Annotated in this window: 21 protein-coding genes, 1 riboswitch and 1 other annotated feature; all 21 genes read left to right on the top strand. The window is 45.8% G+C overall.

Translation table 11 applies throughout. The features are described from left to right. Positions 1-54: 54 nt before the first annotated feature. Positions 55-166: riboswitch (SAM riboswitch) on the bottom strand. Positions 167-329: 163 nt separating this feature from the next. Next, complete coding sequence (locus SporoP33_RS08125) at positions 330-527, top strand: hypothetical protein (RefSeq protein WP_081243240.1); 198 nt, start codon at positions 330-332, stop codon at positions 525-527. 132 nt (positions 528-659) lie between these two features. Beyond that, positions 660-1259: a biotin transporter BioY gene (locus SporoP33_RS08120; protein ID WP_081243239.1), complete on the top strand. Its 600-nt coding sequence runs from the start codon at positions 660-662 to the stop codon at positions 1257-1259. Next, positions 1259-2260, top strand: coding sequence for a biotin synthase BioB (gene bioB, locus SporoP33_RS08115; RefSeq protein WP_369821960.1), 1002 nt, complete (start codon positions 1259-1261; stop codon positions 2258-2260). Before SporoP33_RS08120 ends, bioB begins: the two co-directional genes overlap by 1 nt. 317 nt (positions 2261-2577) lie before the next feature. Next, positions 2578-3048 (top strand): CtsR family transcriptional regulator, encoded by a 471-nt coding sequence (locus SporoP33_RS08110; RefSeq protein ID WP_081243238.1) that lies wholly within the window; start codon positions 2578-2580, stop codon positions 3046-3048. A gap of 11 nt (positions 3049-3059) precedes the next feature. Beyond that, positions 3060-3611, top strand: coding sequence for a UvrB/UvrC motif-containing protein (locus tag SporoP33_RS08105; protein ID WP_081243237.1), 552 nt, complete (start codon positions 3060-3062; stop codon positions 3609-3611). Further along, positions 3601-4689, top strand: coding sequence for a protein-arginine kinase McsB (locus SporoP33_RS08100; protein ID WP_081243236.1), 1089 nt, complete (start codon positions 3601-3603; stop codon positions 4687-4689). Before SporoP33_RS08105 ends, SporoP33_RS08100 begins: the two co-directional genes overlap by 11 nt. 184 nt (positions 4690-4873) lie before the next feature. Continuing rightward, positions 4874-7321 (top strand): ATP-dependent Clp protease ATP-binding subunit, encoded by a 2448-nt coding sequence (locus SporoP33_RS08095; RefSeq protein WP_081243235.1) that lies wholly within the window; start codon positions 4874-4876, stop codon positions 7319-7321. An 89-nt stretch (positions 7322-7410) separates the two neighbouring features. After that, on the top strand, positions 7411-8781 hold the full coding sequence (gene radA, locus SporoP33_RS08090) for a DNA repair protein RadA (protein WP_081243234.1): 1371 nt from the start codon (positions 7411-7413) through the stop codon (positions 8779-8781). A gap of 167 nt (positions 8782-8948) precedes the next feature. Beyond that, a complete protein-coding gene (locus tag SporoP33_RS08085) occupies positions 8949-10037 on the top strand; it encodes a PIN/TRAM domain-containing protein (RefSeq protein WP_081243233.1) in 1089 nt (362 codons plus the stop codon). A gap of 21 nt (positions 10038-10058) precedes the next feature. Further along, positions 10059-10739, top strand: coding sequence for a 2-C-methyl-D-erythritol 4-phosphate cytidylyltransferase (gene ispD / locus SporoP33_RS08080; protein ID WP_081243232.1), 681 nt, complete (start codon positions 10059-10061; stop codon positions 10737-10739). Positions 10740-10752: 13 nt separating this feature from the next. After that, positions 10753-11232, top strand: coding sequence for a 2-C-methyl-D-erythritol 2,4-cyclodiphosphate synthase (gene ispF, locus SporoP33_RS08075; RefSeq protein WP_081243231.1), 480 nt, complete (start codon positions 10753-10755; stop codon positions 11230-11232). 83 nt (positions 11233-11315) lie between these two features. Beyond that, positions 11316-12776, top strand: a complete 1461-nt coding sequence (gene gltX, locus SporoP33_RS08070; protein ID WP_081243230.1) for a glutamate--tRNA ligase — start codon at positions 11316-11318, stop codon at positions 12774-12776. A gap of 56 nt (positions 12777-12832) precedes the next feature. Beyond that, positions 12833-13048: a binding site (T-box leader), on the top strand. 59 nt (positions 13049-13107) lie between these two features. Next, positions 13108-13782, top strand: coding sequence for a serine O-acetyltransferase (gene cysE, locus SporoP33_RS08065; RefSeq protein ID WP_081243229.1), 675 nt, complete (start codon positions 13108-13110; stop codon positions 13780-13782). Beyond that, on the top strand, positions 13763-15163 hold the full coding sequence (gene cysS / locus SporoP33_RS08060; RefSeq protein ID WP_081243228.1) for a cysteine--tRNA ligase: 1401 nt from the start codon (positions 13763-13765) through the stop codon (positions 15161-15163). Before cysE ends, cysS begins: the two co-directional genes overlap by 20 nt. A 4-nt stretch (positions 15164-15167) precedes the next feature. Continuing rightward, complete coding sequence (locus tag SporoP33_RS08055; protein ID WP_269466704.1) at positions 15168-15587, top strand: Mini-ribonuclease 3; 420 nt, start codon at positions 15168-15170, stop codon at positions 15585-15587. After that, a complete protein-coding gene (rlmB, locus tag SporoP33_RS08050) occupies positions 15584-16342 on the top strand; it encodes a 23S rRNA (guanosine(2251)-2'-O)-methyltransferase RlmB (RefSeq protein WP_081243227.1) in 759 nt (252 codons plus the stop codon). The genes SporoP33_RS08055 and rlmB overlap by 4 nt, the downstream gene beginning before the upstream one ends. Continuing rightward, on the top strand, positions 16339-16854 hold the full coding sequence (locus SporoP33_RS08045) for an NYN domain-containing protein (RefSeq protein WP_081243226.1): 516 nt from the start codon (positions 16339-16341) through the stop codon (positions 16852-16854). The genes rlmB and SporoP33_RS08045 overlap by 4 nt, the downstream gene beginning before the upstream one ends. A gap of 82 nt (positions 16855-16936) precedes the next feature. Further along, entirely contained in the window at positions 16937-17575 is a 639-nt protein-coding gene (gene sigH / locus SporoP33_RS08040) for an RNA polymerase sporulation sigma factor SigH (RefSeq protein WP_081243225.1), read from the top strand. Between the two features lie 79 nt (positions 17576-17654). Further along, complete coding sequence (gene rpmG / locus SporoP33_RS08035) at positions 17655-17804, top strand: 50S ribosomal protein L33 (protein WP_081243224.1); 150 nt, start codon at positions 17655-17657, stop codon at positions 17802-17804. Positions 17805-17860: 56 nt separating this feature from the next. Next, the gene (gene secE / locus SporoP33_RS08030) at positions 17861-18046 is read left to right on the top strand and encodes a preprotein translocase subunit SecE (RefSeq protein WP_081243223.1); all 186 of its coding nucleotides are present in this window, start codon (positions 17861-17863) and stop codon (positions 18044-18046) included. A gap of 107 nt (positions 18047-18153) precedes the next feature. Then, positions 18154-18690: a transcription termination/antitermination protein NusG gene (nusG, locus tag SporoP33_RS08025; RefSeq protein ID WP_081244801.1), complete on the top strand. Its 537-nt coding sequence runs from the start codon at positions 18154-18156 to the stop codon at positions 18688-18690. Positions 18691-18747 lie beyond the last annotated feature (57 nt).

Genomic DNA, 18747 nt, shown 5'->3' with positions numbered 1-18747 from the left:
TAAAAAAAGCCTTCAAGTATATTAGAAGGCTTTGTAATCTCAATGACTAGTTCCCTCTCATCTTTTCAGTATGACAACATCACATACTGCTGGAAGTAGCACCTTGCCTAAATGGCTGGTTGCTGAAGCGTCGACGGGCCAGTCCCTCAGCTTCTCTTGATAAGATACGATCTTATTAAATTATTTCGATAATTCTAACCATATCATAGCGGCTTTGTCGGTCATCGTCAAGTGAACGATTAGTGAAGTTCATAAAGATGGTTCGTTTCATAGAGAAACTGCTGCAGATATGATAAAATTGAAAGAATAACTTGAAAAGGTGAGGTATTATGCGGTTTTTTAAATACTCTTTTCCGATCGCTGTTCTTGTAGGCACACTTGCCTGGATTATGCTCGGCAACAGTTACGAAGAAGTTGCTTATGATATGCGGGTGTACATTACGATCGGAGCTGCTATATTCAGCGGTCTGCTTTCCTCCATTTTATTCCGCAAAGAAAAAGAAGAACAGATTGACGAAAAAAAGTAAGGCTGACAGCGCTGTGCTGGCGGTCTTTTTTTTTGCTTTGTTTTATGTCAACCTATAAAAATATGTTATTGACACAAATTGAGTTAACCATTATCATTTTACTAGTAACTAAAAGAAAAAAGAGGTGTCATAATGACAACAGCAACAGAAAGACGTCCCGTGAGCAAATTCAGTGCACTGACGATTGTATACAGCGGGATGTTTGCAGCTTTGATGATGATTGGAGCGAACATCACTTCATTCGTACCGTTTTTGGTGGTCGGAGGCGTCCCCATCACTTTGCAGACGTTTTTTGCCATCCTGTCAGGTTTATTACTAGGCAGCCGTCTTGGCGCTCTGTCCATGACAGTGTATATGTTAATCGGGCTGGCAGGCGCACCGGTTTTCGCTAAATTTTCGGGCGGCTTTGGCCAAATTTTGAGTCCTACATTTGGTTTTATCGTAACGTTCATTTTAATAGCCTATGTAGCCGGAAAAATCGTAGAGAAAAATCATTCACTGCCTGCATTTATTATTGCAGCATACGTCGCAACAGCAATCAATTACATACTGGGCACGAACTGGATGTATTTGGCCTATAAAATGTGGGCTGCTGCGCCGGAAGTATTCACCTACAAAATAGCCTGGCTGTGGATGGTTCCGCCGTTACCGAAAGATCTTCTTCTGGCAGCGCTGGCAGGTATCTTTGCATTCAGGATTTCAAAACATTTGAAAGTGAGGCGTACATTATAATGGATTATCAACAATTGGCTAATAAAGTTCTTGAGGGGCACGTGCTGAATGATGAGGAAGCGCTCGCAATATTAAACAGCCCTGACGAAGATCTGCTATTATTACTGCACGCGACTTACTCACTTCGATCACATTATTTTGGGAACAAAGTAAAGTTAAACATGATCATTAATACGAAATCAGGTCTTTGTCCAGAGAACTGCGGCTACTGCGCGCAGTCCATAGTTTCTAAGGCGCCGGTCGAGAAATACGCCATGATGAAATCGGAAGAAATTCTTGAAGGTGCAGAACGTGCCGCGGCCAATAAAGCGGGCACCTATTGTATCGTGGCAAGCGGGCGCGGACCGAGGGAAAAAGAACTTGATATTGTCATTGATTCCGTCAGACAGATCAAGGAAAAACACAAAGGGATGACAGTTTGTGCTTGTCTCGGTATTTTAAAACCTGAACAGGCGGTCCGTCTGAAAGAAGCGGGAGTTGACCGCTATAACCACAACTTAAACACGTCCGCGGAACATCATGAGAATATCACGACATCACATACATATGATGATCGCGTAAATACTGTCGGACATGCCAAAGAAGCAGGAATTTCTCCGTGTTCGGGCGTAATTATCGGTATGCGTGAAACAAAACAGGATGTGATATCCATGGCGCACAGCCTTCGCGCGCTCGATGCCGATTCGATACCTGTAAACTTTCTGCACGCGGTGGATGGGACACCGCTGGAAGGAACATCTGAATTGGATCCGCGCTATTGCCTGAAAGTCCTTTGCTTATTCCGCTTTATCAATCCTAGCAAAGAAATCCGCCTATCCGGCGGACGTGAAGTAAACTTGCGGAGTCTCCAGCCGCTGGGCCTCTACGCCGCCAACTCCATCTTCATCGGTGACTACCTGACAACAGCAGGCCAAGAAAACGATCAGGATCGAAAAATGCTCGAAGACATGGGCTTTGAAGTAGACTTGGAACCATTGCGGCAACAACCCGTAACTATATAACGCGAAAAGAACTGTCCCGGAATCAGCTTCCGGTGACAGTTTTTTTGACTGAAGGGGGGAGCGGGCACTCCATCCGCTGCGGCAGCTGCTGTTGACTGGAATGCCTGTCAGCGGCGTTGCGGTACTCTTCTTGCATTTTGTCTAGAGTTAAATTGAATAATCAGCAGCCGACAGTGACAACCTAGCATCAGATTAACTTTTAGCTTCTTGAGGTATACATACAAACAAATCAATTGCATCCAGCCCGTTTTCTGCGATACAATCAAGTCAAAGATAGTCAAAGTCAACTGGAAGATTGAGCGAAACGAGGTGACGAGATGCGGAATATTTCTGACATTATTGAAGGGTATTTGAAGTCCATTATCGAAAAGGAAGATAGTGCTTCTATAGAAATTAAACGAAATGAAATAGCTGAAAAGTTCCAATGCGTACCTTCGCAGATTAACTACGTAATCAAAACCCGCTTTACAGTCGAAAGAGGTTATGCGGTGGAATCGAAGCGCGGAGGCGGCGGCTATATCCGGATATACCGCGTACAGACTAACTCCCGTAAAGAATTGCTTGAACAGGCATTGGAAGTCCTGGAGACGGAAGCCTCCTCCACCATGGCTGAAGACGTCATCATCCGTTTAATAGAAGAAGAAGTGATTACAGAGCGTGAAGCCAAGCTGATGCTCGCAGCTGTCGGCCGTTCCACATTGCGTTATATGCTGCCTGAACGCGATGCACTGCGTTCGCGTATCCTTCGCGCTATGTTAATCACATTAATTTATGAAGAGATAGAATGAGGTGAATCACCATGCTTTGTGAAAATTGTAAAGAACGGCCTGCGACTGTCGTGTTTAAGCAAGAGACGCCAACCGGCATAACAGAGCGGCATTTATGTGATAAATGCGCATTTTATTCGCAAACATTTTCTTTCAGCCCCGGCCAGGAACCTTTATCGATTCAACAGTTTTTAGCACATTGGCTTGGCGGATCAGAGCTGTTTTCAGAACAGAAGGCAGATGAAAAATTACCGGATGGCCCTAAATGTCCGAATTGCGGCCTGACCTTCCATCGTTTTCTCGATGTAGGGAAGTTCGGCTGTGCGACATGCTACGATGCTTTCCGTCAGCAGCTGCCGAGAGTGTTTGCCAAGCTGCATAATGGACATACACAACATGGAGGAAAGATCCCTGTATCGCTGAATGAGCGTTTTGCTTTAAAGAGAAAACTCGAAGATATCCGTACGAAAATGCGAGAAGCCGTGGAAGAAGAGCGTTTTGAAGAAGCGGCGGCATTGCGGGATGAGGCAAACCTGGTGAAACAGCAATTGGACGACGGGGGTGACGATCAGCATGTCATTTGAGAAATTCATCAATCAGGAATTAACGGGATGGATGGTAGCCGAAGGAGAACATGCAGATATTGTTCTGTCTACGAGAATCAGGCTGGCACGCAATCTTCAGGATCATCTGTTCCCTGTCTGCGCATCACAAGAAGATGCCGCCGCAGTGGATGAAGCGGTACATCAGGCGGTCAGTAAAATGCGGGATCAGCACTTTACGGGCACAGCAATGGTGGATTTGACTCCGCTGCAGAGGCAAATACTGGTCGAGAAACACTTGGTCAGCCCGCAGTTGATTGATCCCGAAAAGCATGGTTCTGTTCTTCTTTCCGAAGATGAAACGATCAGCATAATGGTTAATGAAGAAGATCATATCCGCATTCAATGCATTTACCCGGGCTTTCAAATTGATGAGGCGTACGAACTTGCCGACCGGGTCGACAGCGAGATGGAAAAAAACATCGATTATGCATTCGATGAGACATTTGGTTATTTGACAAGCTGTCCGTCTAATACCGGAACAGGAATGCGTGCTTCGGTCATGATGCATTTGCCTGCACTGACAATCACGAAACAGATTGAGCGGATTATCCCTGCCATCTCGCGTCTTGGAATGGTTGTGCGCGGGAGTTACGGGGAAGGCAGTGAGGCTCTCGGGAATATTTATCAGATTTCCAATCAAATAACGCTTGGTAAATCCGAAGAGGAGATCCTGAAAGATTTGAAGAGCATTTCGGCGCGCCTGATTGCCCACGAGAGGAAATCGCGTGAACTATTACTCGCCAAATCAGAAGTTCACTTGGAGAACAGATTATTCCGGTCATTGGGGACGCTGACCCATGCGCGCATCCTTCCATCGGCAGAAGCGGCAAAATGTTTGTCTGACGTCCGTTTGGGTATTGATTTAAATATCATAGAAAATATAGACATGAGTGTTTTGAATGAATTGATGATTTTCATGCAGCCCGGCTATCTGCAGCAATATGCAGGTACAGAATTAACATCGGATGAACGTGATATTCTCCGCGCGCAATTATTCCGTGACCGGCTGAAGATCGAACGGTCGGCTGAACCGGACGGGGATCAAGAACTTTCGTGAGCAAAGGTTTTGCAAGAGGTGCGGAAAACATTTATAATTAATCAAAGATAGTCAAAGTCAATATGCCAATCAGGTTGTATCGTAATCTGACATGAATATATATAGTGATATGAAACAAGGCAATGATGCGTTACTTGGCATAACATAGAATATATCTACTGATAAAGGAAAGAGGGGAATGAATATGATGTTTAATCGATTTACACAACGTGCACAAAAAGTTTTACAGCTTGCTCAAGAAGAGGCCATTCGTCTGAAGCACGAATCTATCGGTACTGAACACATTCTGCTGGGCTTGATTCGAGAAGGCGGAGGCATTGCAGCAAAAGCTTTAGAAGCGATTAATGTGAGTGCGGATACCATCGAACGTGAAGTGGAAATTTTGGTGGGTGTAGGCTCTAAAGATGTCGGTCCGATCGTTCATTATACACCTCGGGCCAAACGTGTCATCGAACTGTCTGTCGATGAGTCACGTAAGCTGGGCCATTCTTATATCGGCACAGAGCATATTTTACTGGCACTGATCCGTGAAGGAGAAGGCGTGGCAGCGCGCGTTCTTAATAACGCCGGAGTCAGCTTGAACAAAGCCCGCCAGCAAGTACTTCAATTGCTTGGCAATGACGAAAGCTCTGCCGGAAATCCGGCGAACTCGGCATCCGCAGCGACACCGACACTTGACAGCCTGGCGCGTGATTTAACTGAAATCGCACGTGAAGGAACACTGGATCCAGTAATTGGACGAAGCAAAGAAATTACGCGGGTGATTGAAGTGCTGGCACGCCGTACAAAGAATAATCCGGTGCTGATTGGTGAGCCGGGTGTCGGTAAAACGGCAATCGCAGAAGGCTTGGCACAGCAAGTTGTCAATAATGAAGTGCCAGAAATTCTGCGCGATAAGCGTGTAATGACACTGGATATGGGTACGGTTGTAGCGGGGACGAAATACCGCGGAGAATTTGAAGACCGTATGAAAAAAGTGATGGAAGAGATTCGTCAGGCGGGGAATATCATCTTGTTCATCGATGAACTGCACACATTAATCGGGGCTGGCGGAGCGGAAGGTGCAATTGATGCATCGAACATCTTAAAGCCATCCTTGGCTCGCGGTGAACTGCAATGTATCGGCGCTACAACGCTTGATGAGTACCGTAAATATATTGAAAAAGACGCAGCGCTTGAACGCCGTTTTCAGCCGATTCAGGTAGATGAGCCGTCTGTAGAAGAAACCATTCAGATTATCAAAGGACTTCGTGATCGTTATGAAGCGCACCATCGCGTGAAAATTACGGATGAGGCTGTCGAGGCGGCTGCGAAATTGTCCGACCGCTATATTTCAGACCGTTTCTTACCGGATAAAGCGATAGACTTAATTGATGAAGCGGGATCAAAAGTTCGCTTGCGCTCTTACACAACTCCTCCAAATCTGAAGGAGCTTGAAGTGAAGCTTGAAGCAATCCGCTCGGAGAAAAATGCAGCCGTTCAAAGTCAGGAATTCGAAAAAGCTGCTTCCTACCGGGATAAAGAGCAGAAAATGAAAGATGAACTGGAAAAAACGAAAGCGGCATGGAAAGAAAAACAAGGAAAAACAGAGTCAGAAGTAACGGTCAATGACATTGCGTCCGTGGTAGCGATGTGGACGGGAGTTCCTGTTGACAAGATTGCAGAAACAGAATCCGTTAAACTGCTGAACATGGAAGAAATACTGCATGAGCGTGTCATTGGGCAAAATGAAGCGGTCAATGCGATCTCTAAAGCGATACGCCGTGCGCGTGCCGGATTAAAAGATCCGAAACGTCCGATTGGCTCATTCATCTTCCTTGGTCCTACAGGTGTAGGTAAAACCGAGCTGGCCCGTGCATTGGCGGAAGTAATGTTTGGCGATGAAGACGCGATGATCCGTATCGACATGTCAGAGTATATGGAGAAACATGCGACATCCCGTTTAGTCGGATCACCTCCAGGCTATGTAGGCTACGATGAGGGCGGCCAGTTAACAGAGAAAGTTCGCCGTAAGCCTTACTCTGTTGTATTGCTTGATGAGATTGAAAAAGCGCATCCGGATGTATTTAATATCCTGCTGCAAGTATTGGAAGACGGACGTTTAACAGATTCAAAAGGCCGTACAGTTGATTTCCGTAACACAGTAGTTATCATGACTTCCAACGTCGGAGCAACTGAATTGAAGAAAAACCGATATGTCGGCTTTAATATCCAGGATGGCGAGTCTGATTACGACGACATGAAGGAAAAAATGCTTGCAGAATTGAAAAAAGCATTCCGTCCTGAGTTCTTGAATCGTGTGGACGATATGATTGTTTTCCATTCATTGGAGAAAGATCACTTGCGTGAAATTGTCAGCTTGATGAGTGAAGATCTTGCGAAGCGTCTTGTTGAGCAGGACATCGAGTTGGTATTAACAGAAGCTGCTAAAGATAAGATCACTGATCAAGGATATGATCCAGAGTATGGAGCCCGTCCGCTGCGCCGTGCATTACAGAAACACGTGGAAGATCGTTTATCTGAAGAATTGCTGGAAGGTAAAGTTCTGATGGGTGAAAAAGTAATTATTGACGTAGAAGATGAAAAGTTCATAGTGCGTACGGAGAAGCAGACGGTTTTGGCAGAAAAATAATTAAATGAATGTCAGGATAGCTCGCTCGCTTAGATTTTTAAAAAGCGCAGCGGGCTGTCCTTTTCGTATTTCATACAGGGAGAGAGTATATGGCTAAGCGTAAATCAAAGTTCATGTGCCGTTCTTGCGGATATGAGTCACCTAAGTGGATGGGGCGCTGTCCGGGATGCGGTGAATGGAACACGATGGATGAGGAAGTGGAAATTGTACAAAAGGGCCCCCGTGCTGCATTTCAGCACGGTGATAAAGTAAAGCAGAAAGCGTTGCCGATCAGTGCCGTTGAAATGGTTGAAGAGCCGCGTGTGAAAACGGAACTGGAAGAATTAAACCGTGTGCTTGGCGGCGGGATTGTGCCCGGTTCGCTCATTCTGATTGGCGGAGATCCGGGGATCGGGAAATCCACATTGCTGCTGCAAGTATCGTCATTGCTTGCGAATCAGCAGCAGCGTGTATTGTATATATCAGGGGAAGAATCAATCAGGCAAACAAAATTACGGGCGGAACGATTAGGCGTAAAATCAGACGAGCTGTATATCTATGCAGAAACCGATCTTGGCATGATCCACGAAACGGTAGACGACGTAAAACCGAAGTTTGTCATCGTTGACTCTATTCAAACTGTGCATCATCCCGAAGTATCGTCGGCACCGGGAAGTGTGTCCCAGGTCCGGGAATGTACTGCGGAATTAATGCGCATTGCGAAGACGCAAAACATCGCAATATTCATCGTTGGTCATGTAACTAAAGAAGGTCAGATTGCGGGGCCGCGGCTGCTCGAGCATATGGTAGACACCGTGCTGTATTTTGAAGGAGAACGCCACCATACTTACCGTATTTTAAGAAGTGTAAAAAACCGTTTTGGATCGACCAATGAAATCGCCATATTCGAGATGCTGCAATCGGGGCTGAAAGAAGTCCTGAATCCGTCCGAGCTGTTCTTGCGGGAACGCTCGCAGGGGGGAGCGGGTTCGACCATTGTAGCGTCAATGGAAGGAACGAGGCCAATACTGGTAGAAATTCAGGCGCTGATGACTCCTTCGAGCTTCAATTACCCGAAACGGATGGCAACGGGGCTGGACCAAAACCGCGTATCTTTATTGATGGCAGTTCTCGAAAAACGTGCCGGGATGCTACTGCAGACCCAAGATGCGTATATTAAGGTGGCCGGCGGCGTAAAACTGGATGAGCCGGCTATTGATTTAGCGGTGTTATTAAGCATTGTATCCAGCTATAAAGATACGGCTGTCGGCGCGAGGGATTGTTTTGTCGGAGAAGTAGGATTGACGGGTGAGGTCAGAAGGGTATCCAGAATAGAGCAGCGCGTGACAGAAGCAGCGAAGCTGGGCTTTGACCGGATAATCATTCCGTCTTCCAATCTTGGCGGCTGGGATATTCCATCCGGTATTGAAGTGGTGGGGGTAGAGACAATTATGGAAGCTTTAGGAGTGGCGTTCAGATAAACCTGACCTTCAGACTGCCGATAAATACCGCTGAAAAGCCCATGAAACTTTACCAGTGTTTATAAGGTCCTAGTAGGCACAGTGAGGAATTTTCAGAAATTCCTCACTAAACCTAAGCGGGCGACGATGATTCGTTGTATACTATTAAGAAAAGGAGGTGGAAGAATATGTTGAAAAGCGTAGTTCAAGTTTCATTCCTGTTAATCGGAGGAACTCTCGGTGTATTATTTTTACCGTACTTATTTGTTATGTTCGAGTTTACGTCTCGCCCTATTATAGAAAATCCCTATGTAGAGGCTATTATAGGTGCTATCATTCTATTTTTATTGAGCATATTTTTAACAGAACCGATTGTGAATTTCGTTAAATGGATTGAAGAACGGCTTCTTAAAGCGCCGATCATGGATTTGTTATTCGGAACAGTGGGGCTGGTCGTCGGGTTAAGTGTTGCATTTTTATTCAGTTTTGGATTAAATGCAATTGACTTTCCGGTCATTTCATCTGTTTTGCCGGTCTTACTGTCCATCCTGCTCGGTTATTTAGGGTTCCAGGTAGGTTTTAAAAAATGGGAAGAGTTCATCAATGCCTTTTCCGCTCTGCGTAATACGTCGGTAAAAAAGAAGGATTCAGCAGAGCCTGTTGCCGCACCGCCGAAAAAAGACGTCTATAAATTGCTGGATACGAGTGTTATTATCGACGGGCGTATTGCCGATATTGTCGCCACGGGATTCCTTCAGGGAATATTGGTGGTGCCGCAGTTTGTGCTGACAGAATTACAGCACATAGCCGATTCTTCTGACACATTGAAACGGACGAAGGGCAGACGCGGGCTGGATATTTTGAAACGTCTGCAAAATGATGAAGGTCCTCAAGTGCTTATTACAGATGAGGACATCCCGAATGTAGCGGAAGTGGATCTGAAGCTGGTGAAGCTGGCGAAGAAAATGGACGGACTTGTAGTGACGAATGATTTTAACTTGAATAAAGTATCCGATTTGCACGGTGTTGCCGTATTGAACATCAATGACCTTGCGAATGCGGTAAAACCGGTCGTCATCCCCGGTGAAGAAATGCACGTTGTCGTAATTAAGGATGGAAAAGAACATAATCAGGGTGTCGCATACTTAGATGACGGTACGATGATTGTAATAGAAGATGGCCGATCCCATATTGGGGATGCGATTGACGTAGTGGTGACAAGTGTCCTTCAGACATCTGCCGGACGAATGATTTTCGCGAAACCAAAAGGGCGGTAAACAGAAAGCAGAGTGACGAATGTGAAGTATACAGTGATGATTCCTGCTGCGGGAAGCGGCAAACGTATGGGTGCCGGACAAAACAAGCTCTTCCTGAAAATCGGAGAGCATCCCATTTTGTATCATACAGCAGGAATATTTCAGGAAGACCCCAATTGTGAAGAAGTGATAATGGCTGTAAAACCGGAAGAGCAGGATACGATTCAAAAAATACTTGGACAGCGGAAACACGCGAAGCCCGTTACGTTTGTGGAAGGCGGCGGTGAACGGCAAAACAGTGTAGCGGCCTGCATTGACGCGTATAAAGGAAATGGCATTGTACTCGTTCATGACGCGGCGAGACCGTTCCTGAATTCATCCGTCATCAGCGAGCTGGTACGCACGGCGAGCGAAAAAGGTGCGGCGATTGCTGCGGTTAAAGCGAAAGACACAATCAAGTATGCAGAAGACGGCACTGTGCGGGAGACGCTGGAACGTGAAAAGCTGTGGCTCGTACAGACGCCGCAGGCTTTTCGCTATGAATTACTGAAAGAGGCCTCTGAGTCTGCTGTTCGTGACGGCTTTCTCGGGACGGATGAATCGATGCTGGTTGAACGGCTGGGCCACAGCGTACAAGTGGTGGAAAGTTCATATGATAATGTCAAGATGACCACCCGGGAAGACCTTGCAATTGGTGAGATCTTGCTGGCTAGAAGAAAATAGGAGGAATTGTTTCATGTTTCGAATTGGACAGGGTTTTGACGTACATGCATTTGCTGAAGACCGGCCGCTGATTATCGGCGGTATTACGATCCCGCATACTAAAGGATTGATTGGCCACTCAGATGCTGATGTATTATTGCATACAGTTACGGATGCTGCGCTTGGCGCAATCGGCAAAGTAGATATCGGCACGCATTTTCCAGACACGGATGAAGCGTTCAAAGACGCGGACTCCGCGGTTTTGTTGGAGAAGGTGTGGGCAATGGTGAAAGAAGAGGGGTATCGCTTAGGCAATATCGATTGTACGATTATTGCACAGCGTCCGAAGATGGCACCGTATATCGGCGATATTCGTGAACGTGTAGCGGAGCTGCTTGAAGCGGATCTCTCACAAGTGAATGTAAAGGCAACGACGACTGAACGGCTTGGTTTTCCGGGACGTGAAGAAGGAATTGCCGCTATGGCAACTATTTTATTGATGAAAAACGGCTGACTGTTAAAATATCCGGTTCAATGATAAAATGAATAGGAAATTATATAAGAACGTAATCGACTCAGAACGGAGAGGTATTCATTATGACACAAGAAGTACGTGTGCGCTACGCACCGAGTCCAACGGGCCAACTGCATATCGGCGGGGCGCGGACTGCATTATTCAACTATTTATTCGCCCGTCATTATAACGGGAAATTCATTATTCGAATTGAAGACACTGATACGGAACGAAATATCGAGAGCGGTGAGCTGTCACAGCTTGAAAATCTTACATGGCTTGGTATCCATCACGACGAATCCATTGACGTAGGCGGGGAGTACGGACCGTATCGTCAAACGGAACGACTGGATCTGTACAAAGACTATGCGGATCAGATGCTGGAAAAAGGGCATGCATACAAATGTTTCTGTACACCTGAAGAATTGGAAGCGAAACGGGACGCACAAAAAGAATCGGGAATCGCTGCGCCGATGTACGACGGGACATGCCGTCATTTGACGGCGGAACAAGTGGCGGAAAAAGAGGCGGCCGGTCAGCCTTATACTATCCGTATGCGTGTGCCTGAAGACACAACCTATACAATCGAAGACCTTGTGCGCGGCACGGTCACCTTCGAATCAAAAGACATCGGTGACTGGGTCATGGTCAAGACTAACGGCATTCCAACGTATAACTTTGCAGTAGTAGTGGATGATCATTTAATGAAAATCACCCACGTTTTCCGCGGAGAAGAGCACTTGACAAACACACCGAAACAGTTGATGGTATTCGACGTATTCGGCTGGGACCACCCGCGTTTTGGTCATATGACGCTCATTGTTAACGAAGAGCGTAAAAAACTGTCCAAACGCGATGAGTCAATCATTCAATTCATCACACAATATAAAGATTTGGGTTATTTGCCGGAAGCGATGTTCAATTTCTTTGCTTTGCTGGGATGGTCGCCGGTTGGAGAAGAAGAGATTTTCTCCCACGACGAACTCGTTCAGCAATTTGATGAATCCCGGCTGTCCAAATCCCCTTCTATGTTCGATACGAATAAATTAACGTGGATGAATAACCAATACATTAAGAAGCTGTCACTTGAAGAAGTTATTGAATTAACATTGCCTCATCTGCAAGCAGCGGAATTAGTTTCTGAAAACATGTCGGCTGAAGAACAGGCGTGGGTGCATGACCTGATCGCGTTATATCATGGGCAGTTAAGCTTTGGCGCTGAAATTGTCGAGCTGTCCGCCCAGTTCTTCCACGATACGGTTGAATATGATGAAGCAGCATCGGAAATTTTGGCAGGTGAACAAGTGCCGGAAGTGATGACTTCACTTAAAAAGCACCTGGAAGAATTAGAAACATTCGACGCACCTTCCATCAAAGCGGCGATTAAAGCAGTTCAAAAAGAAACAGGCCATAAAGGCAAGAACTTATTTATGCCTGTACGCGTAGTAGCGACCGGTGAAACTTCCGGACCTGAACTTCCAGACGCAATTGCCTTGATCGGCAAGGAGAAAATTATTAAGCGTGTCGAAAGATTTGCAAAATAATCAATATTGACATTTCGGTGATTTTGTGTAAAATGAACCTAATATGAAGCGTCGTATAAAAAGCGTTGAGAAGGAAAGTACGTAGTGGAGACTCTCTAGAGAAGGTCATCTTGGCTGGAAATGACCCGAGCTGTTCACTATCGAAATGCACCTTTGAGCGATGAGCCGAAACTGTTAGTAGGCCATACGTATCGTCTGCGTTAAAGACATTAAGCGGGGAGATTCCATATCTCCCAAGCGGAGTGGAACCACGCAAATCATGCGTCTCTGTCATCATCGGTGACGGGGGCGCTTTTTTTATCTTTATAAAAAGAAAAAAGGGGGAAGTTCATTGTTCAAACGTATGAAAGAAGATATCCGCTGTATTTTTGATCAGGATCCGGCAGCCCGCAGTACAATGGAAGTGGTCTTAACATATTCGGGATTGCATGCTATCTGGATGCACCGTATCGCGCATGTATTTTATAAAAGGAATCTTCGCTTTCTTGCTCGTGTTGTTTCGCAGATCAGCAGGTTTTTTACAGGTATTGAAATTCATCCGGGAGCAGTGATAGGCAGACGTCTTTTTATTGACCACGGAATGGGTGTAGTGATAGGGGAAACTTGTGAAATTGGAGATGACGTAACGTTGTACCAAGGAGTAACGCTTGGCGGAACGGGTAAAGAAGGCGGTAAGCGGCATCCGACACTGCATGATAATGTTCTGGTGGCATCTGGAGCAAAAGTGCTTGGCTCGATTACAATCGGGGAAAATAGTAAAGTCGGTGCCGGTTCAGTTGTCTTGAAAGAAGTCCCGCCGAATTCAACGGTAGTAGGCATACCAGGGAAAATTGTTATATCTAACGGCGTTCGCGTAAATGATAAGCTGGAGCACTCCACATCCGATCCAATTGCGGATGAAATCAAACGTCTGGAACAGCAAATTCAAGAGTTGAACGTGCGGACGCAGCAGTTGGAAACTATGAATGGAGAAAAAGGAGATTTACATGAGCATTCAACTTTATAATACATTAACACGTAAAAAAGAGGCATTCGTTCCGATAGAAGAAGGTAAGGTCAAAATGTATGTCTGCGGCCCTACTGTTTATAATTATATTCATATAGGAAATGCGCGTCCCGTTATTGTATTTGATACAATTCGACGGTACTTGGAATACCGCGGCTATGAGGTGAATTACGTATCGAATTTCACGGACGTGGACGATAAAATTATTAAAGCGGCCAATGAACTGAATGAAGAGGTGGGAGAATTAACCGAGCGTTTTATCGCTGCGTTTCACGAAGATGTCAGTGCACTCGGCTGCGAAGAAGCGACAGCCCATCCGCGGGTGACCGAGCATATTGATGACATTGTGGAGTTCATCCAACTTCTGATGGATAAAGGATTCGCCTATGAATCCGAGGGAGATGTCTATTTCCATACACGTAAATTTGACGGTTACGGGAAACTGTCTCACCAGTCGATTGATGAATTGAAAGTAGGGGCGCGTGTGGAAGAAAACGCGATCAAAACCGATCCGCTTGATTTCGCGCTATGGAAAGCGGCGAAAGAAGGAGAAATTGCGTGGGACAGTCCGTGGGGGAAAGGCCGTCCGGGCTGGCATATTGAATGTTCGGTTATGGCGAAAGAGCTTCTCGGCGACACGATAGATATTCATGCTGGCGGACAGGATCTGACGTTCCCGCACCATGAGAATGAAATCGCCCAATCCGAAGCGGCTACCGGCAAGACATTCGCTAACTACTGGATGCATAACGGTTATATTAATATCGATAACGAGAAGATGTCCAAATCACTCGGAAACTTTATTTTGGTCCATGATATCCGAAAGCAAATCGATCCGAAAGTACTTCGTTTTTTCATGCTATCTGTCCACTATCGACATCCGGTCAACTTTGCACAGGATTTGGTAGAAAGCGCGGCAAACGGATTGGAACGGATCCGAACTGCTTACAGCAATCTGCAGCACCGTCTGACGATTTCAGCGGACTTGGCGGAGGATTCACAGCCGTGGCTTGACCGAATCAGCGAGCAGATTACTTCATTTGAAACGGCAATGGATGACGATTTCAACACTGCAAACGCAATTGCATCTATTTTCGAGCTGTCGAAGCAGGCGAATGTTTATTTACTTGAGAAGAACACGGACCGTCTTGTACTTCAGCAATTCATCGATGCGTTTGATCAGCTGATGGGAGTTCTCGGCCTGCCGTTTGATCGCGCAGAGGAATTAGTGGATGACGAAGTGGATGCATTGATACAGGAACGTCTGGATGCACGAAAAAATTGTGATTTCGCAAGAGCGGATGAAATACGTGATGAATTAAAGGCGAAGGGCATCGTATTGGAAGATACAGCGCAGGGCACGCGCTGGAAAAGAGGGTAACGGCGTGGAGAATTTACGCGATATAGATGTCAAACAGCTTAATGCACTGGCGCTCGCCTATATGGGAGACGCCGTGTATGAACAAGCTGTCAGAGAACACCTGCTGCGGTGTGGCCGTGTGAAACCGCAAGTTTTGCACAAAGAAGCCACGCGTTTTGTTTCGGCGAAAGCGCAGGCCAGAATTATACTGACAATGAAAGAACAGCAATTATTAACGGATGAAGAGCAAGCGGTCATGCGGCGCGGCCGCAATGCAAAAGCCGGCTCTGTCCCTAAAAATACAGATGTCACAACGTACAACTACAGCTCTGCATTCGAAGCAGTCCTCGGGTATGTGTATTTATTGGATCGGCAGGAGCGTCTGGCTGAACTGATAAAGACGGCGATTCGTTTAGTGGAGCAACCTGAGGAGGAAAAGGCATGACAGAGCAAGAAGTTGAACTGATTGGCGGACGGAATCCGGTAGCGGAAGCGCTGCGTTCAGGCCGGCAGCTGAATAAAATTTGGGTGGCAGAAGGCGTTAACAAGAAAAGTATCGGTGAAATTATGAAATTGGCAAAAGAGGCAGGGATTGTCGTACAGACAGCGCCGAAGCAGAAGCTTGACGGCATGACAGATCTAAGTCATCAGGGGATTTTAGCTTCAGTTGCTGCGTATGATTATGCCGAGCTGGAAGATTTATTTGCCGTTGCAAAAAATCGGCAGGAAGATCCTTTCTTCATCATACTGGATGAATTGGAAGACCCGCATAATTTAGGATCTATCTTACGGACTGCGGACGCATCGGGTGTTCACGGTATCATCATTCCGAAAAGGCGTTCAGTCGGGCTTACCGGTGTAGTCGCGAAAGCTTCGACTGGGGCCATTGAGCATATCCCTGTGGTACGGGTGAATAATCTTTCGCAAACGGTGGATGAACTGAAAAAGAATGGTGTTTGGATCGCAGGAACGGATGCATCGAACTCTACAGATTATCGTCATATGGATGCCACGCTGCCGCTTGCTGTTATTATCGGCAGTGAAGGAAAGGGAATGTCCCGAATACTTCGCGAGCGATGCGATTTCCTTTACAGCCTGCCTATGGTAGGTAAAGTTACTTCTCTGAATGCTTCAGTGGCAGCGGCGCTGTTAATGTATGAAGTTTTACGAAAGCGTCAATCCGCCCAGGCTACATCATGAAAAAAGATGTGCTGCTCGTTGATGGATATAATATCATCGGTGCGTGGCCTGAATTACAGCAACTGAAACGGGAAGACTTTCCGCAAGCCCGTGATCGCCTGATTGAACGGATGGCTGAATTTCAGGCGAACAAAGGATGGAAAGTGATTATAGTGTTTGATGCCCATCTGGTGCCAGGCATTGAAAAACGAAAAAAGAAATACCGCGTGGAAGTGGTCTTTACACGAGAGAATGAGACGGCTGATGAGCGGATTGAAAAACTTGTATCTGAACTGAGTAATCGGCTGACGCAGATACATGTGGCCACTTCGGATCTCGTGGAGCAGTGGGTCGTCTTCGCACAAGGGGCGCTTCGGATATCTGCGCGTGAGCTGGAAATCGCGATGAATGAAGTAGATCAGATGATTGCCAAAAAGGTGAAAGACACTCAGGAGCAGCGGCCGCTGTCGAAAATCCCTCTGACGGATGAAGTGGCTGCGGAATTTGAGAAAATGCGGCGCGGTGAAAAATGAGCAGTTGACGTAAAAAAACACCACGTCTATACTGGCTTATAATACCAATTAGAACTCTGGGGTGGAGAGGTTGGTGCGGACCATGGAGAATGTGAAGAACAAAAAAGAGTTTACCGGACTTTCCGATGAAGAGATGATTGAACTGATTCATCTCGGAAACTCAGATGTATTAGAGTATGTTATTACTAAATTCCAGCCGATTGTCAGAATGAAGGCGCGGACATACTTCATTATTGGCGGTGATCGTGAAGATATCGTACAAGAAGGGATGATCGGTCTCTATAAAGCAATCCGCGATTACCGGCCGGATCGCTTGAGCTCGTTTAAGGTATTTGCCGAACTGTGTATAACGCGGCAAATTATTACGGCGATTAAAACGGCTACGCGCCAAAAGCATATTCCGCTTAACACATCGGTATCATTGGACAAGCCGATGTATGACGAGGATCAGGAACGCACGCTGCTTGATATCATCGCCAGTTCCACGCTGGATGATCCTGAAGATTTAATAATCCATAAAGAAAACTTTTCGTTCATGGAAAAAGAAATGAATAAAGTGCTGAGCGGATTGGAAAAAGAAGTGCTGACGCTTTATCTGGAAGGACAATCCTACCGTGAAATTTCAGAAGTTCTGAACCGTCAGGTGAAGTCAATCGATAATGCCCTGCAGCGAATTAAACGCAAATTGGAGCACTCCATGGCGATGGATCTGGTGCGCTGAACATACTAAAGGAAATTGACATGTTGCTGCTAAGGTGGTACTCTTTAGCAAGACTATTGTCTTGAATAGGTGAATCCAAATGGTGAAGAAAATAACTTTAAGCTGTGAGAAATGTGGTTCGCGAAACTATTCTGTACCGGCCGGCAACAGCAGTCAGGCGGGGAGAATGAATATAAAAAAGTTTTGCAGTCATTGCAACGCACATACGTTGCATAAGCAAACCATTTGACCAGTTACATAGAGTTCTGGGCAGAACGCTGTGTCATTCGGAAGGGTTGGAGAAGAATGGGCAAGATTAGCGATTTTTTTAAAAAAGTCGTTTCGGAAATGCGGAAAGTCAGCTGGCCGAAGCGTAAAGAATTGACGAAGTATACTGTAGTTGTTATTTCGACTGTCATTTTTATGGCTGTCTATTTTGGATTAGTAGATTTAGGTATTTCAGGAGTTATGAAATGGTATACTGGTCTATGATAAAGTAAGTATAAATAGCGTGAGAATATCCCGTTTTGATGAATAAACGGGTTTTTTCAGCTTTAATTTAAAGGAGGGACGGACGCGCAGTCCTCAAAGTGATGGAAATGGATAAAAATTGGTATGTGGTTCATACGTACTCAGGATATGAGAACAAAGTAAAAGCCAACCTTGAAAAACGTGTCGAGACAATGGGCATGTCAGATAAAATCTTCCGAGTCGTCATTCCGGAAGAAGAAGAGACGGATATTAAAGACGGCAAAAAGAAAACCGTTATGCGTAAAACGTTCCCGGGGTATGTCTTAGTTGAATTGATCATGACGGATGACTCTTGGTATGTTGTCCGGAATACACCGGGCGTTACAGGATTTATCGGTTCGTCCGGGGGCGGGGCAAAACCTACTCCGCTGCTGCCTGAAGAAGTTGAGTTTATCCTGAAACAGATGGGCATGAAAGAACAGCGCGTAGATATTGACTTCGGCGTCGGTGAAAGTGTAACGGTTCTGGAAGGTCCGTTTGCTCACTTTGAAGGTAAAGTAGAAGAGATTGAAATGGACAAAGGGAAGGTCATCGTTACCGTCGACATGTTTGGACGGGAAACAAAGATGGAGCTTTCATTTGATCAAGTTGAAAAAATGGATTGATGGGTGATGGTTTTTCTTCTTGCAAAATCTGTGTAATGGTGGTATCATTTCAAAGGT

The sequence above is a fragment of the Sporosarcina sp. P33 genome (genome assembly GCF_002077155.1).
Lineage (GTDB): Bacteria > Bacillota > Bacilli > Bacillales_A > Planococcaceae > Sporosarcina.
Note: the sequence above shows the minus strand (reverse complement) of the source record. Positions and strands in the feature narration are given on the sequence as shown.